This is a genomic window from Skermanella pratensis (assembly GCF_008843145.1).
GTDB lineage: Bacteria > Pseudomonadota > Alphaproteobacteria > Azospirillales > Azospirillaceae > Skermanella > Skermanella pratensis.
The window spans coordinates 5,056,013-5,069,498 of sequence record NZ_CP030265.1 but is presented as its reverse complement, the minus strand read 5'-3'; the positions used below and the strand labels follow the sequence as shown (position 1 = coordinate 5,069,498).

Below are 13,486 nucleotides of genomic sequence, written 5' to 3'. Positions count from 1 at the left end.
ACACGGATATTGTCAGTTCTTATCCGTGTTTATCTGCGTGCATCTGTGGATAATATTATGGGCAGCACCCCTGGATCGAGACAGGGAAAATGATGACGCTTGATGACATTCCGCGCCTTCCGCCGGGGGGCGGCGGGACCGCCGCGCGCGGGCAGGGCCGCACCCCGCCGCACCCCCCGAAAGCGCCGAATATCGCCACCGGGCTTTGATGTATCGCAATGCCGGGACCGACCTGTCCGGTTCACACTGCGTTCCGTGATCCGCCGCGTGCTTGCCGGCGGAGATGGTGACGTAGACCCGAGGCGGACGGAATGACGACGACGACCCAGACCCACGGCGCGGCGGAGGAACAGGCTCCCCAGTCGCTTTTCAAGAACCGGGAGAAAGTCTACCCGCGATCGGTCGCGGGCAAGTTCCGAAACCTCAAATGGGCCGCCGTCGTCGTCCTGCTCGGCATCTACTATCTCGTCCCCTGGATCCGCTGGGACCGCGGGCCGACCGCGCCGGATCAGGCGGTGCTGGTCGACATGACGGGGCCGCGCCTGTACTTCTTCTTCATCGAGATCTGGCCGCAGGAGATCTATTACCTCACCGGCCTGCTGATCATGGCCGCGGTCGGGCTGTTCCTCGCCACGTCCCTGGCCGGGCGCATCTGGTGCGGCTACGCCTGCCCGCAGACCGTGTGGACCGACCTCTACATGTGGGTCGAGCGCAAGATCGAGGGCGACCGGTCGGAACGCATCCGGCTGGACAAGGGGCCGTGGACCGGCTCCAAGATGCTGAAGAAGATCGCCAAGCATTCGTCCTGGCTGATCATCGCCTTCCTGACCGGCGGCGCCTGGGCGATGTACTTCACCGACGCGCCGACGCTGGTCTACAACCTGTTCCACTTCCAGCTCGACAGCCAGTCGATCTTCTTCATCTCCCTGCTGACCTTCACGACCTACCTGCTGGGCGGCTGGGCGCGCGAGCAGGTCTGCACCTACATGTGCCCCTGGCCGCGCTTCCAGAGCGCCATGATCGACGAGGACAGCCTGATCGTCACCTACGAAGGCTGGCGCGGCGAGCCGCGCGGGGCCAAGCGCAAGGACCAGTCGTGGGAAGGGCGGGGCGACTGCATCGACTGCAAGGCCTGCGTCCATGTCTGCCCGACCGGCATCGACATCCGCGACGGGCTGCAGATGGAATGCATCGGCTGCGGCCTGTGCGTCGACGCCTGCAACGACATCATGACGAAGATCGGCCGGCCGCTGAACCTGGTCACCTTCGACACCCACAACAACCAGGTCGCCCGCTCCTGCGGCGAGAAGACGACCGTCAAGCTGCTGCGGCCGCGCACCATCATCTACGGGCTGATCCTGGTCGTGCTGGTCGGCCTGATGGCCGCCGGCCTGATGTTCCGCCCGCAGCTCGACATCAGCGTCCTGCGCGACCGCGCGCCGCTGTTCGTCGCCCTGTCCGACGGCGACATCCGCAACGGCTACACCTTCAAGATCTCCAACATGACGCGGTACCAGAAGGAATACAGCCTCCAGCTCGCCGGCGTGCCCGGCGCCACCCTGTCGGTGCTCGGCCAGGACGAGAAGCTGGACCGGATCGAACTCTCCGCCAAGCCGGATACCGTCGCGACGTACCGGATCTATGTGCGGACCCCGCCCGCCGCCCTGAAGGCGACCTCGACCCCCGTAACCTTCACCCTGACCGACAAGCAGACCTCCGACACGGCGGACTACGACTCGGTCTTCATTGGCCCCGACAAGTGACGTCCGGATGAAACCCATGAGCAGCGCCATGAACACCGACCAGCAGCAGTCCCAATCCGGCGGAAGATCGCCGGGATGGTGGTATCCCTGGATCTTCGTCGCGTTCTTCTTCGTCACCGTCGCGGTCAACGCGACGATGGTGTACTTCGCGATGAACACCTGGACCGGGCTGGAGACCCAGCATTACTGGCAGCGCGGTACCACCTACAACGCCGCCATCGAGGGCGCCCGCCGCCAGCAGGAACGCGGCTGGCAGGTCGGGATCGACTTCCAGGCCCCGGCGGCGCGGCAGGCCCGGCTGACGGTGGACCTGAAGGACCGCGACGGCAACGCCCTGGGCGGCGCCGCCGTGACCGCCCGGATCGTCCGCCCGACCAGCGAGGGCCACGACTTCACGGTCGACCTGACCTACCAAGGCCAGGGCCGCTACGGTGCCGACTTCGCGGTGCCGATGCCCGGCCAGTGGGACATCCGGGTCGTCGCAGACCACCCCCAGGGAGACTACCAGGAAGTCCGCCGGGTCGTGGTCAAGGGGTGAAGACTCCGGCATGAGCACCTCCACCGCCTCCTTTTCCTCCGCCGAGCTTCCCGGCGCCTGCCTCCACTGCGGCCAGGAGATCTCCGGCCGGAACGCCGGCTTCTGCTGTTCCGGCTGCGAGGCCGCCTACGCGCTGATCCGCGACCTGGGGCTGGACGCCTATTACGCCCGCCGCTGCATCGATCCCGACGCGCGGCCGATCCGTCCCGACGAGGACGCGGCCCCCGCCGACTTCTCGGCCCATGTCTCGACCGGCGCCGACGGGCGGGCCGGCCTGCATCTCATGGTGGACGGGCTGCAATGCGCCGCCTGCGTCTGGCTGATCGAGACCGTGCTGCGGCGGCAGCCCGGCGTCACCCACGCCCGGCTCAACATGACGACCCGCCGGCTGACCGTGACCTGGGATCCGGCGGTGACGGACGCCGCCGAAGTCGCCGGCGCCGTGGTGCGGCTGGGTTACCGGCTGGTGCCGTTCGATCCGGCGAAGCTGGAGGCGGCCGAAGCCTCGAAGGAGCGCGAGCTGCTGCGGGCGCTGGGCGTTTCAGGCTTCGCCGCCGCCAACGTGATGCTGCTGTCCGTGGCGATCTGGGCCGGCCACGCGCAGGGGATGGGACCGGCGACCCGCGACCTGATGCACTGGGTCTCCGCCCTGATCGCGATGCCGGCGATCCTCTACGCCGCCCGTCCGTTCGTCCGCTCCGCCTGGGCGGCGCTGTCGGCCCGGCGCACCAACATGGACGTGCCGATCTCGATCGGCGTGACGCTCGCGACCGGGATGAGCCTGGCCGAGACGATCCGCGGCGCGGAGCACGCCTATTTCGACAGCGCGGTGACGCTGCTGTTCTTCCTGCTGATCGGCCGCTACCTGGACATGCGGGCACGCGGCCGGGCCCGGTCCGCGGCCGAGCACCTGCTGGCGCTGGGGTCCTCCGCCGTCACCGTGCTCGACGGCGACGGGCGCGGGCGCGTCGTCCGGCCGGGGGAGGTCGCCGTCGGGATGACCGTGCTGGTCGCGGCCGGCGAGCGCATCCCCGTGGACGGCCGCGTCTGCGACGGCGTCTCCGACATCGACACCGGCCTGATCACCGGGGAGAGCGTGCCGGGCGCCGCCAGGGTCGGGAACCAGGTGTTCGCCGGGACCCTCAACCTGACCGCGCCGCTCCGGCTGACCGTCACCGCCGTGGGCGAGGGCACCCTGCTGGCCGAGATCGTCCGGATGATGGAGGTCGCGGAGCAGGGCCGGGCGCGCTACGTGGCCCTGGCCGACCGGGTGTCCCGGGCCTATGCCCCGGTGGTCCACCTGACCGCCCTGGCGACCTTCCTCGGCTGGGTGCTCCTGGCCGGCAGCCCGTGGCAGCCGGCCCTGCTCAACGCCATCGCGGTGCTGATCATCACCTGCCCCTGCGCGCTGGCGCTGGCGGTGCCGGTGGTCCAGGTGATCGCCAGCGGCCGGCTGATGCGCCAGGGCATCCTGCTGAAATCGGCCACCGCGCTGGAACGGCTGACCGGAGTCGACACCGTCGTGTTCGACAAGACCGGCACCCTGACCGAGGGGCGGCCCGAACTCCAGGGCACGGACGGGGCGGAGGAGGACGACCTGCGGCTCGCCGCCGCGATCGCCGGAGCCAGCCGCCACCCCTTGGCGCGGGCGCTGTGCCGCGCCGTGCCGGGGGTTCCGGTCGCGGCCGGCGTGCGCGAGGTGCCCGGCGCCGGGCTCGGCTTCGACGGGCCGGACGGTGAGACCCGCCTGGGCAGCCGACGCTTCACCGGCGCCTTGGAAAACGGCGGGTCGGAGGGCGGCGGGGCGGAAGCTGGCGGCGCACCCGGCGAGTCGGCCGGTCCCGAGCTGTGGCTGGCCCGGCCGGGCCGCCGCCCCGTCCGCTTCGCCTTCAGCGACGCCCTGAGGCCCGACGCCGCCGCCGTGGTGGCCGCGCTGAGGGCGGACGGCAAGCGGGTGCTGCTGCTGTCGGGCGACCGCCGGCCGGCCGTCGCGGCCTGCGCCGCCCGCCTGGGGATCGAGGAATGGCGGGCCGCCCAGGCGCCGGCCGATAAAGCCGCCTGCCTGGAGGAGCTGGCCCGTTCCGGGGCCACCGTGCTGATGGTCGGCGACGGCCTCAACGACGCGCCGGCGCTGGCCGCCGCCCATGTCTCCATGTCGCCGGCCACCGCGGCGGATGTCAGCCAGACGGCGGCGGACGTGGTGTTCCAGGGAATCAGGCTGACGCCGATCCTGGAGTCGCTCGACGTGGCCCGCCGATCGGACCGCCTGGTCCGCCAGAACTTCGCCCTGACCTTCCTCTATAACTTATTGACTATACCGGTGGCGGTCGCCGGGCTGGTGACTCCCCTCATCGCGGCACTCGCCATGTCCTCGTCGTCGCTGATCGTCATCCTCAACGCCCTGCGCCTGGCCCGGCGCCGGGCCAACCCGGGACAGTCCCATGGACGTGCTCATATATCTCATTCCCCTGGCGGTGGGCCTGGGACTTCTGGGCCTTCTGGGCTTCCTGTGGTGCCTGAAGTCCGGCCAGTTTGACGACCTCGACGGAGCCGCCAACCGCATCCTGTTCGACGATGACGAGCGTGTAACACCGCAGCCGCGAAACGACCAAAAATAACCACTATGAGAATGGTTATATTCAGGCGTGTTGCAATCTTGCGAAAAATCCAATTTATAACCAGAATGGAATAGGGAAGCAGAAGGGCGGGGGGGAACTGCGATGCCTCCATTCGACATGGGCAGGGTGCGCGACAAGGGTGCCGCGGCGGAGGCGACGCCCTGCGGCGCGTGTCCGGTTCGGACGCTGACGGTCTGTGCGGCGTTGGAGGCGGACGAGGTGCGCCGGCTCGCCGATATCGTCCAGATGCAGCGCCTGGAAGGAAACCAGACGATCTTCGCCGAGGGCGACCAGGCCGACGCCCTGTTCAACGTCACCTCAGGCACGGTCAAGCTCTACAAGCTGCTGCCCGACGGGCGTCGGCAGATCACCGGGTTCCTGGTCACGGGCGATTTCCTCGGCCTCGCCATGAACGAGAGCTACGCCTATTCGGCGGAGACGGTGACGCCCACCTCGCTCTGTCGATTCCCCCGCCGCAAGATGGAAGCGCTGCTCGACGAGTTCCCGAAGATGCAGCGGCGCCTGTTCTCCATGGCGTCCAACGAGTTGGCGGCGGCGCAGGACCAGATGCTGCTGCTCGGACGCAAGACCGCGCGGGAGAAGATCTGTTCGTTCCTGCTGATGCTGTCGCAGCGCCAGTCGCGCCGCGGCCACAAGGAGAACCCGGTCTATGTGCCGATGAGCCGGGCCGACATCGCCGACTACCTGGGCCTCACGACCGAGACCGTCAGCCGGACCTTCACCCAGCTCAAGACCTCCCAGGCGATCTCGCTCCAGGAAGGCAACCGCATCCAGATCGCCGACATGGACGGCATCTACGACATGGCCGAAGGCGTCTGAGCTCCCCGGGCGTCAGGGTTCCGCCTTGTCGCCCGCCGGCCGCTCCTCCGTCTTCAAGGCGTCGGCCAGCCTCGCCTGGGCGCTGCCCGGGCGCATCGGCTTCTGCTGGTTCTCATGCGGCGACCAGCCGGCCAGGTAGAGCACCTGGAAAGTCGCCGTCACCCGCCCGTCGGGTTCGGAGAACAGTTCGGCATAACGCCGCGCCGCGTCGATCAGCAAGGCCCGCGGAGTCGGCTGCCGGCGGCGGTTGAGCCCGGCGTTGGTCTCGCCCATGCCGCGCAGGTCGGCCATCAGCTTGAAGGCGCTCTCGTAGGTCACGGTCAGCGTGTCGCTGTCCACCACCGGCAGGCTGAATCCGGCGCGCTGGAGCAGGCCGCCGGCGTCCCGCACTTCCGCGAAGGGGGAGATGCGGGCGCTGACCCCGCCGGTCAAGTCCAGTTCGGCCTCCATCAGGCAGCGCCGCAGCTCGAACAGGGTGTCGCCGCCCAGCATGGCGCCGATGAACAGGCCGTCCGGCTTCAGCGCGCGGCGGAGCTGGAGCAGCGCTCCCGGCAGGTCGTTCACCCAGTGGAGACTGAGATTGCTGATTGCCAGGTCGAAGCTGGCGTCGGCGAACGGCAGCAGCTCCTCGTCGCCGGCGACGGACAGGCCCCCGGCGGCGCCGGCCATGGCGGGCGAAAGGTCGCACTGGACCAGCCGTTCGATTCCCTTCCGCCCGCGCAGCGCGCGGCCGACCTCGCCGGTGTGGCAGCCCAGGTCGAGCGCCATGGGGAAGTCGCGGACGACGTCCTCCAGCCGGTCGGCCAGCCGTTCCGCGATCTCCTCGAACAGGAAGCTGTACCCGGCGAAGCCGGCGGCCGCGCGGTCGCGGTGGCGGCGGACCATCGCGCGGTCGAACACGTTCATGATGTCGCTGTCGTCCATTCCCCTTATATGGAGTCTCCGCCGCGCCGCACAACACGCGCCGGGTGCGGCATCCGATCCGTTGCCGGCCGGCAGGAGCGGTGCGATCCTGCGCCATGGACTGGCTGCCGACCGCCTCCCTGACGACCTTGGCGCGCGCGGCGCTGGACGTGGTGCTGCCGCCGCGCTGCCTGTCCTGCGCCGAGTCGGTCGACCGGCAGGGGACGCTGTGCATGCGCTGCTGGGGCGCCCTGACATTCCTGGCGCCGCCCTGGTGCTACTGCTGCGGCGAGCCCTTCGAGGGCGTGGTCGATCCCGGCCCGGCCGAGACGCGACAGGCCGAGACGCTGTTGTGCGCCCGCTGCGTCGGGAGCCCGCCGCCGTTCGGCCGCGCCCGGTCGGCGCTCCGCTACGACGACGGCAGCCGGGGCATGATCCTGGGCTTCAAGCATGCCGACCAGACCTATGCCGCCGTCGCCTTCGGCGGCTGGCTCGCCCGGTCCGGGGCCGAGCTGCTGACGCCGGACGCCGTCTTGGCGCCCGTGCCGCTGCACCGCTGGAAACTGTTCGCCCGGCGCTACAACCAGGCGGCGCTGCTCGCCGGGGACGTGGGCCGCCGCTCCGGCGTCGCCGTGCTGCCCGGGCTGCTGGTCCGCCAGCGCCGGACCACGCCGCAGGGCGGCCATTCCCGGACCGGCCGTCAGCGGAACGTCCGCGGCGCCTTCCGGGTCCGGCCAAGCTTGGCGGAACGCATCCGCGGGCGGCCGGTGGTGCTGGTCGACGATGTCCTGACGACGGGGGCCACCGTCACCGAATGCGCCCGGGTCCTGCTGCGCGCAGGCGCGGCCAGGGTGGACGTGCTCACGCTCGCGCGCGTCATACGGTCCGACGTCTAGCGGAATCGGCGGTACCGATCATATAACGGGATAGTCAATCCACAGTGGAGCCGGAGTCCATGGCCGAAGTCGTCATTTATACCAGTCCCTGGTGCCCGTATTGCACGCGGGCCAAGAAGCTGCTGGCCGAGAAGGGCGTTCAGTTCGAGGAGATCGACGTGATGATGCAGCCGCGCAAGCGGGTGGAGATGACGCAACTGGCCGAAGGACGGACATCGGTGCCGCAGATCTTCATCGACGCCAAGCCGATCGGGGGCTGCGACGACCTCTACGCGCTCGATCGGGCCGGCAAGCTCGACCCCATGCTGGGCCGCGCGTGATGACCGGCTCCCCTCCCGCCGCCTCGCTCACCGTCGCCTGCGTCCAGGTCAACGCCGGGCCGGATATCGAACCCAACCTGAACGCGGTCGGGGACCTGATCCTGCGCGCGCGGGAGGCCGGGGCCGATTTCATCACGACGCCCGAGAATGTCAGCATGATGGTGCTGGGCCGCAGCCGTGTCCTGCGCCGGGCCCAGCCGGAAACCGACCATCCGGCGGTGCCGTTCTTCCGCGACATGGCCAGGCGGACCGGGGCCTGGCTGCTGGCCGGCTCCCTCGCGGTCAAGCTCGACGAGGAGCGTGTCGCCAACCGCAGCCTGCTGTTCTCGCCCGAGGGCGAGATCGCGGGGCGCTACGACAAGATCCACATGTTCGACGTCGACTTGGCGCGGGGGGAGAGCTACCGCGAGTCGGCCACGTTCCGGCCCGGCGACCGCGCGGTTCTGGCCGCGACGCCATGGGGCGGCGTCGGCATGACGGTGTGCTACGACCTGCGCTTCGCCTACCTGTACCGCATGCTGGCCCATGCCGGCGCGTCGATCCTGACCGTCCCGTCCGCCTTCACGGTGCCGACCGGCCGGGCGCACTGGCACGTGCTGCTGCGCGCCCGGGCGATCGAGACCGGCTGCTTCGTGGTGGCTCCGGCCCAGTGCGGCACCCATGACGGCGGCCGCACGACCTACGGCCACTCGCTGATCGTCAGCCCGTGGGGCGAGATCCTGGCCGACGGCGGTGAGGAGCCGGGCGTCGTCACCGCCCGGCTGGACCTGGGGGAGGTCGCCAAGGCCCGCGCCCAGGTGCCGTCGCTGAAGCACGACCGCGAGATCGAACCTCCCGACGCGGTGCCCTGAACCTCAGCCCGTGAAGCTCCGGATGATCTGCAGGAGTCGTTCGACCTCGATCGGCTTCTGCATCACCACCAGCCTGTCGCCAACGGGAATGGCCTCCTCCTCGTTCGGCGACATGTAGCCGGTCATCACGACGATCGGAAGATCGCCGTCGGTGGAGCGCAGGCTGCCGATCAGCTCGTGCCCGCCGCCGCGCGGCATCCGCATGTCGGTCACCACGATGTCGGCCGGATCCTGCCGGTGGATCGCCAGGGCCTCCCTGCCGTCGCAGGCGGTGGTGACGCGATAGCCCTTGCGGGTCAGGAACCGTTCGAGCGCCATGGCAGCGATCGCTTCGTCGTCGGCGACCAGGATGTGGCTCCTGGGCTGGCTTTGCGTCATGGCATCGGTGTCAGGCATTCGGGATCTCATGTGGTGGTCTGCTGCGGACCGGCAGCAATATCGTGAAGCGGGCTCCCTGGTCCAGGTTCTCGGCGGATATCCGCCCGCCCATCGCGCCGATCAGGCTGGCGCAGATCGACAGGCCGAGACCGACACCCTTGGTCGCCTCCTTGGTGGTGACGAACGGGTCGAAAATCCGGTCGGCCATTCCCGGCGGCAGACCGGTTCCGTCGTCGCTGATCGTGATGCGGATCTGGTGCGGACCCTGCTCCTCGAACAGGCCGACCTCGATGCGTCCCCCCTCGAAGCCCGGGTCGATGCCCCGGCGGGCGGCGATGGCATCGTGGGCGTTGCTCAGCAGGTTGATCACCACCTGTTCCAGGCGGCCGGGCCGTCCGGCCACGGCGGGCGCGGTGGGCGGCACCGCCAGGGCCAGGACCGTACCCTCGGTCGCGAAATGGCGCTCGAGCAGGGCGACGGCGCGCCGGACCGGCTGGACGGGATCGAACGGCACGACTTCCGGGCCGTCGCGGCGGCTGAAGGAGCGCATCTGGTCGACGATCTCGCCCATGCGGGCCGCCTGGGTCGAGATCAGCTCCATTCCCTGGCGGAGATAGGCCGCGTCGGCTTCCAACCCGTCCTCCTCCATCAGAAGGCGATTGTCGTCGGCGGTGATCCTGATGATGTTCAGCGGCTGGCTCATCTCGTGGGCGATGCCGGCTGCCAGGGTGCCCAGGGTGGCCAGCTTGGAGGTCTGGGCCAGTTCCTCCTGGAGCGTGCGGTACTCGGTCATGTCGCGCGACGTGCCCAGCAGCTTGGTCGGACGGCCCTCGGCGTCGAACACGGGAGCCAGGTTGGTCTGCCAGATGCGCGTGCCGTCCGGAAGGTCGAGCGTCTCCTCGTACTGGATCGGCTGCCGGGCCTCGCAGCAGGCGCGATAGCGTTCGACCAGATGATCGGCGAGGGCGGGTGGGAAAAGGTCGTGCGGCGCCCGGCCGGCCACCTCCGCCGAGACCAGGCCGGTCTGGCGCTCGTGGCTGGGGTTGAGCGCCTCGTACCGGTATTCGCCGGGTCCCTCCACCCGGACGACGAAGAGGCCCTCGGCCAGGTGGTGGAAGATGCTCGAATAATGAAGTTCGCTGGCGCGCAGCCGGCGGTTGGCTTCGGACAGCTCCGCGGTGCGCTCGGCGACCCGGACCTCCAGCGTCTCGTTGGCGCGCTGCAGCGCCGCGTTGGCCGCCTCCAGCTCGACCGTGCGCTCGGCGACCCGGTGCTCCAGCGCCGCGTTCACATGGCGGACTTCCGCTTCCGCGCGCTGCCGCTCCCGGATCTGCTGTTCGAGCCGGAAATTGGCGTCGCGGAGCTGGGCCGGGCTGGGCAGGGCGAGCGCGTGGGGGATCAGGGGCCACAGCATGACCGCGGTCACGACCGAGATCGCGGCGGTGAACGCCTTGACCGCGCCCTGCGCGACATAGTCCGGGTTCCACAAGGTCCAGGCGCCGAAGAAATGGCTTACCCCGCAAGCCAGGATGAAGCCGCAGAACATCAGGAAAATCCACTTGTAGGCGAGGTCCTGGCGCCGCCAGACGAAGTAGAGCAATCCTACCGGAATGGAGAAGTATGCGAGACCGATCAGCAGGTCGGACAGCAGATGGGTCCAGATCAGCTCCGGCCGCCAAGTCAAGCAAAGGCCGTGGGGCAGAAAGTCGCCGGGCTCGGCGAGGGCGCGAAAGAAGGGTTCCATCCAGTTTCCGGTTTGATATCGCAGTACATGGAACGCCGCGGTCACCGGAAGCCGGCCTCCCGCCCGGTCGAGAAACGCAAACACGGTTAATAGCAAGCAAGGTTAATAATAGTAAGCCAAAGACCAGGGCCTTGTCTCGTTCTATCGAAAGGAAGATTCCGTCTGTTCGCGTGCTGCGGTCACCCCTCCGCTTGGTTCGGCGGGAGCGGCCGGGGAGCCGGATCGGCGATGGCGCAGAGGCGCTGGACGACCGCCCTCCTCGGGAAATCGATCACACCCTGTTCGAAGGCCACTACCTGGAGCTGACGTCCGATACGTTCCAGAAGTTCGCCGGGGGCCAGCAGGAAGGCTGGCGAGGAAGGTTTGCCGAACCGCTCGTTGCCCTGCATGAAGGTCTCGTAGATCAGCAGCCCGCCGGGTTCCAGCAAGCCCGGCAGCCTGGGAAAGAGCGGGCGGTGGAGATAGTTGGTGACGACCACCGCGGCGAAGCGACGGTTCGCCGGCAGGGGCCAGGGGCTGCCGTCCTCCAGGTCGGCCTCGATCAGTTCCGGGGCGGAGCGGCCGGGCAGTTGGTCGGCCAGGTCGGCGACGCCCGCCAGGGTCCGGTCGATCGCGGTGACCGGGTGTCCCCGCCCGGCGAACAGCCGCGTATGCCGGCCGGACCCGCAGGCCAGGTCGAGCACCGGGCCGCCCTGCCGCACCAGCGGCGCGAAGCGGGTCACCCATCGCGACGGGAGCGGAGGGGAAGAGGCCGGGGGAAGGGAGGCTGGAGGCGGTGAGTGGTCCATGGTCCGGTAACCGCTTGTGCTTTCATCTTGGCCTAACCAATTCGTACATATATGACAGATCAGGCTGATCAGTGAACATGCGACGGCGCCGCCGCCGCCAGGAGCGGAACGAGTAACGGTCGATGATCCTCTTCGATCTCAAGTGCCAGGCCGGCCACGTCTTCGAAGCCTGGTTCAGGAACAGCAGCGCTTACGAGGCGCAGGCGTCAGCGCAGGAGATCTCCTGCCCGATCTGCGGTAACGTCCGGATCGGCAAGGCGCCGATGGCGCCGCGCATCGCCAAGTCGCGCGACATGTCCGCCAAGGACACCGACGAGGCGGTCCGGCGGAAGGCGGAGATCCTGCGCGAGCTGAAGGATCTGCGCCGCAAGGTCGAGGAGAACTGCGACTATGTCGGCGACCGTTTCGCCGAGGAGGCCCGGCGCATCCATTATGGCGAAGTGGAAAGCCGCGGCATCTACGGAGAGGCGACGGAAGCCGAATCGTCGGAGCTGAAAGAGGAAGGCATCACCGTCGAGCGCATCCCCTGGGTTCCGACGACCAACTCCTGAAGGGGGGCGGGGGCCGGCGGCGGGACCGGTCAGGCGTCCGGGCGCTCGCGGCGGCGCAGCGGGACCAGGTTGATGGCGGCCGGGTTCTGGCGCCAGCCTTGGAGGATCGGCAGCGCCGATTCCGGCGTCAGGCGGTCGTACAGCGCCAGCACCCGCGATAGCTCGCGCGGATCGACGATCTGCTCGCCCGGCCGGGCCGCGCGGCTCAGCAGAAAGATCGAGGCGAAGAAACCTTTGTCGATCCTCAGCGCCCGGCAGGCCAGGGTCATGGCTTCGCCGCCAGTCTCGGCGATCAGCTGGTGCATGGCTTCCGGGCCCAGGCCGGCGATCCGGCCGAACAGCGCCTTGAACAGGTCGATCTGGCCGAGGCGCAGCGTCTGGATCAGGACCTGCGGCGTGATGGCGCCGGCTTCGGCCATCCGCTCGACCGTTTCCAGCTGGTCGGCGGTCAGGCTGGTCCGGCCGCGGGTCCCGTCGATCAGGTCCTGGAGCGTCGCCTGGAGCGCCGCGTCGAGTTGCGCCCTCGGGATCGAGAAGCGGTCGAGGATGGTCCGCCGCAGCTCCTGGGAGACGAGCCAGTAGATCTTCGTCGCCAGTTCGGGCGTCAGCTCGGGCCTTCCCAGCAGCGGCGGCCGCAAGGGCGGTACCCGGCGGGCGACATTGGTCAGGCGGATCATCGCCTGTCCGGACAGGCTGGCGCCCCGGTTGCCCAGCAGCGTCTCGGCGACACGCGTGTTGCCGGTTTCGATCAGGACGTCACTGACCGCCGTGCTGATCCCCGGCCGGCCGGCGACGGCGAGCTGGTGGGCCTCCGCGTGGGCGCGGACGACCGCGATCAGATCCTCGTCCTCGAGCACCTCGCTGCGCATCAGGATCGGCCGGGCTATCTCGATCTGGTCGTTCGCCAGGGCCACGATCAGGTCCCGCGGCGCCTCGGCGTGGGGGGCCAGCCGTTCGGCGAGCGACCGGCGGACGTCCATCTCCGCGTCTCGCAGCACTTGGCGGAGAATATCGACCACCAGATCGCGCTCGCGGTCCGACAGGCTGTGTCCCGCGAAATAGAAATCGCCGACCTTGTCGGCCAGAGCCCGCCGTCCGGTCTGGCTCCTGTCCCGCGCCATCTCGAACAGATCGGCCAGATGCGCCATTGTTCCGCCGCCTGTTCTCGTTTCCGATCCCGGTTCCGCCATGCCGCCGTTCATCGGCGTCCTCCGGCGGGACCGCCCCGGGAGGTCCCCCGGCCGTCCTCGCGATGCGGCGCGGGACGGACCCTCCGCTCGGCCGGCATTCTCCGGA

General features: G+C 69.3%; 14 protein-coding genes. 9 read left to right on the top strand and 5 right to left on the bottom strand.

The window, feature by feature from the left end; all coding sequences use genetic code 11:
- Positions 1-311 precede the first annotated feature (311 nt).
- From ccoG to DPR14_RS23275, 5 genes are all read left to right on the top strand, one after another.
- On the top strand, positions 312-1,763 hold the full coding sequence (gene ccoG, locus DPR14_RS23295) for a cytochrome c oxidase accessory protein CcoG (protein ID WP_158047273.1): 1,452 nt from the start codon (positions 312-314) through the stop codon (positions 1,761-1,763).
- A 16-nt stretch (positions 1,764-1,779) separates the two neighbouring features.
- Complete coding sequence (locus tag DPR14_RS23290) at positions 1,780-2,301, top strand: FixH family protein (RefSeq protein ID WP_192499126.1); 522 nt, start codon at positions 1,780-1,782, stop codon at positions 2,299-2,301.
- A 10-nt stretch (positions 2,302-2,311) separates the two neighbouring features.
- Positions 2,312-4,837, top strand: a complete 2,526-nt coding sequence (locus DPR14_RS23285) for a heavy metal translocating P-type ATPase (protein ID WP_158047271.1) — start codon at positions 2,312-2,314, stop codon at positions 4,835-4,837.
- A complete protein-coding gene (gene ccoS, locus DPR14_RS28460; protein WP_246148524.1) occupies positions 4,776-4,919 on the top strand; it encodes a cbb3-type cytochrome oxidase assembly protein CcoS in 144 nt (47 codons plus the stop codon). The genes DPR14_RS23285 and ccoS overlap by 62 nt, the downstream gene beginning before the upstream one ends.
- A 102-nt stretch (positions 4,920-5,021) precedes the next feature.
- A complete protein-coding gene (locus DPR14_RS23275) occupies positions 5,022-5,759 on the top strand; it encodes a Crp/Fnr family transcriptional regulator (RefSeq protein WP_158047269.1) in 738 nt (245 codons plus the stop codon).
- A 12-nt stretch (positions 5,760-5,771) separates the two neighbouring features.
- On the opposite strand, the gene DPR14_RS23270 is transcribed toward DPR14_RS23275, so the two are convergent.
- Entirely contained in the window at positions 5,772-6,683 is a 912-nt protein-coding gene (locus DPR14_RS23270; RefSeq protein WP_158047268.1) for a methyltransferase domain-containing protein, read from the bottom strand.
- A 95-nt stretch (positions 6,684-6,778) separates the two neighbouring features.
- Here DPR14_RS23270 and DPR14_RS23265 point away from each other — a divergent pair, with 95 nt between their 5' ends.
- Genes DPR14_RS23265 through DPR14_RS23255 form a run of 3 tightly spaced genes read left to right on the top strand, consistent with a single transcriptional unit; the run spans position 6,779 to position 8,729 of the window.
- A complete protein-coding gene (locus tag DPR14_RS23265) occupies positions 6,779-7,558 on the top strand; it encodes a ComF family protein (RefSeq protein WP_158047267.1) in 780 nt (259 codons plus the stop codon).
- 59 nt (positions 7,559-7,617) lie between these two features.
- A complete protein-coding gene (gene grxC, locus DPR14_RS23260) occupies positions 7,618-7,878 on the top strand; it encodes a glutaredoxin 3 (protein ID WP_158047266.1) in 261 nt (86 codons plus the stop codon).
- Positions 7,878-8,729 (top strand): carbon-nitrogen hydrolase family protein, encoded by an 852-nt coding sequence (locus tag DPR14_RS23255; RefSeq protein WP_158047265.1) that lies wholly within the window; start codon positions 7,878-7,880, stop codon positions 8,727-8,729. Before grxC ends, DPR14_RS23255 begins: the two co-directional genes overlap by 1 nt.
- Positions 8,730-8,732: 3 nt before the next feature.
- On the opposite strand, the gene DPR14_RS23250 is transcribed toward DPR14_RS23255, so the two are convergent.
- From DPR14_RS23250 to DPR14_RS23240, 3 genes are all read right to left on the bottom strand, one after another.
- Positions 8,733-9,125, bottom strand: coding sequence for a response regulator (locus DPR14_RS23250; RefSeq protein WP_246148522.1), 393 nt, complete (start codon positions 9,123-9,125; stop codon positions 8,733-8,735).
- Entirely contained in the window at positions 9,118-10,851 is a 1,734-nt protein-coding gene (locus tag DPR14_RS23245; RefSeq protein WP_158047264.1) for a PAS domain-containing sensor histidine kinase, read from the bottom strand. The genes DPR14_RS23250 and DPR14_RS23245 overlap by 8 nt, the downstream gene beginning before the upstream one ends.
- 179 nt (positions 10,852-11,030) lie before the next feature.
- Positions 11,031-11,573 (bottom strand): class I SAM-dependent methyltransferase, encoded by a 543-nt coding sequence (locus tag DPR14_RS23240; protein ID WP_343038676.1) that lies wholly within the window; start codon positions 11,571-11,573, stop codon positions 11,031-11,033.
- A 188-nt stretch (positions 11,574-11,761) separates the two neighbouring features.
- On the opposite strand from DPR14_RS23240, the gene DPR14_RS23235 reads away from it, so the two are divergent.
- Positions 11,762-12,190, top strand: coding sequence for a DUF1178 family protein (locus DPR14_RS23235; protein WP_158047262.1), 429 nt, complete (start codon positions 11,762-11,764; stop codon positions 12,188-12,190).
- A gap of 29 nt (positions 12,191-12,219) precedes the next feature.
- Here the strand turns inward: DPR14_RS23235 and DPR14_RS23230 are convergent, their stop codons facing one another.
- Positions 12,220-13,392 (bottom strand): DUF2336 domain-containing protein, encoded by a 1,173-nt coding sequence (locus tag DPR14_RS23230; RefSeq protein ID WP_158047261.1) that lies wholly within the window; start codon positions 13,390-13,392, stop codon positions 12,220-12,222.
- Positions 13,393-13,486: the final 94 nt, after the last annotated feature.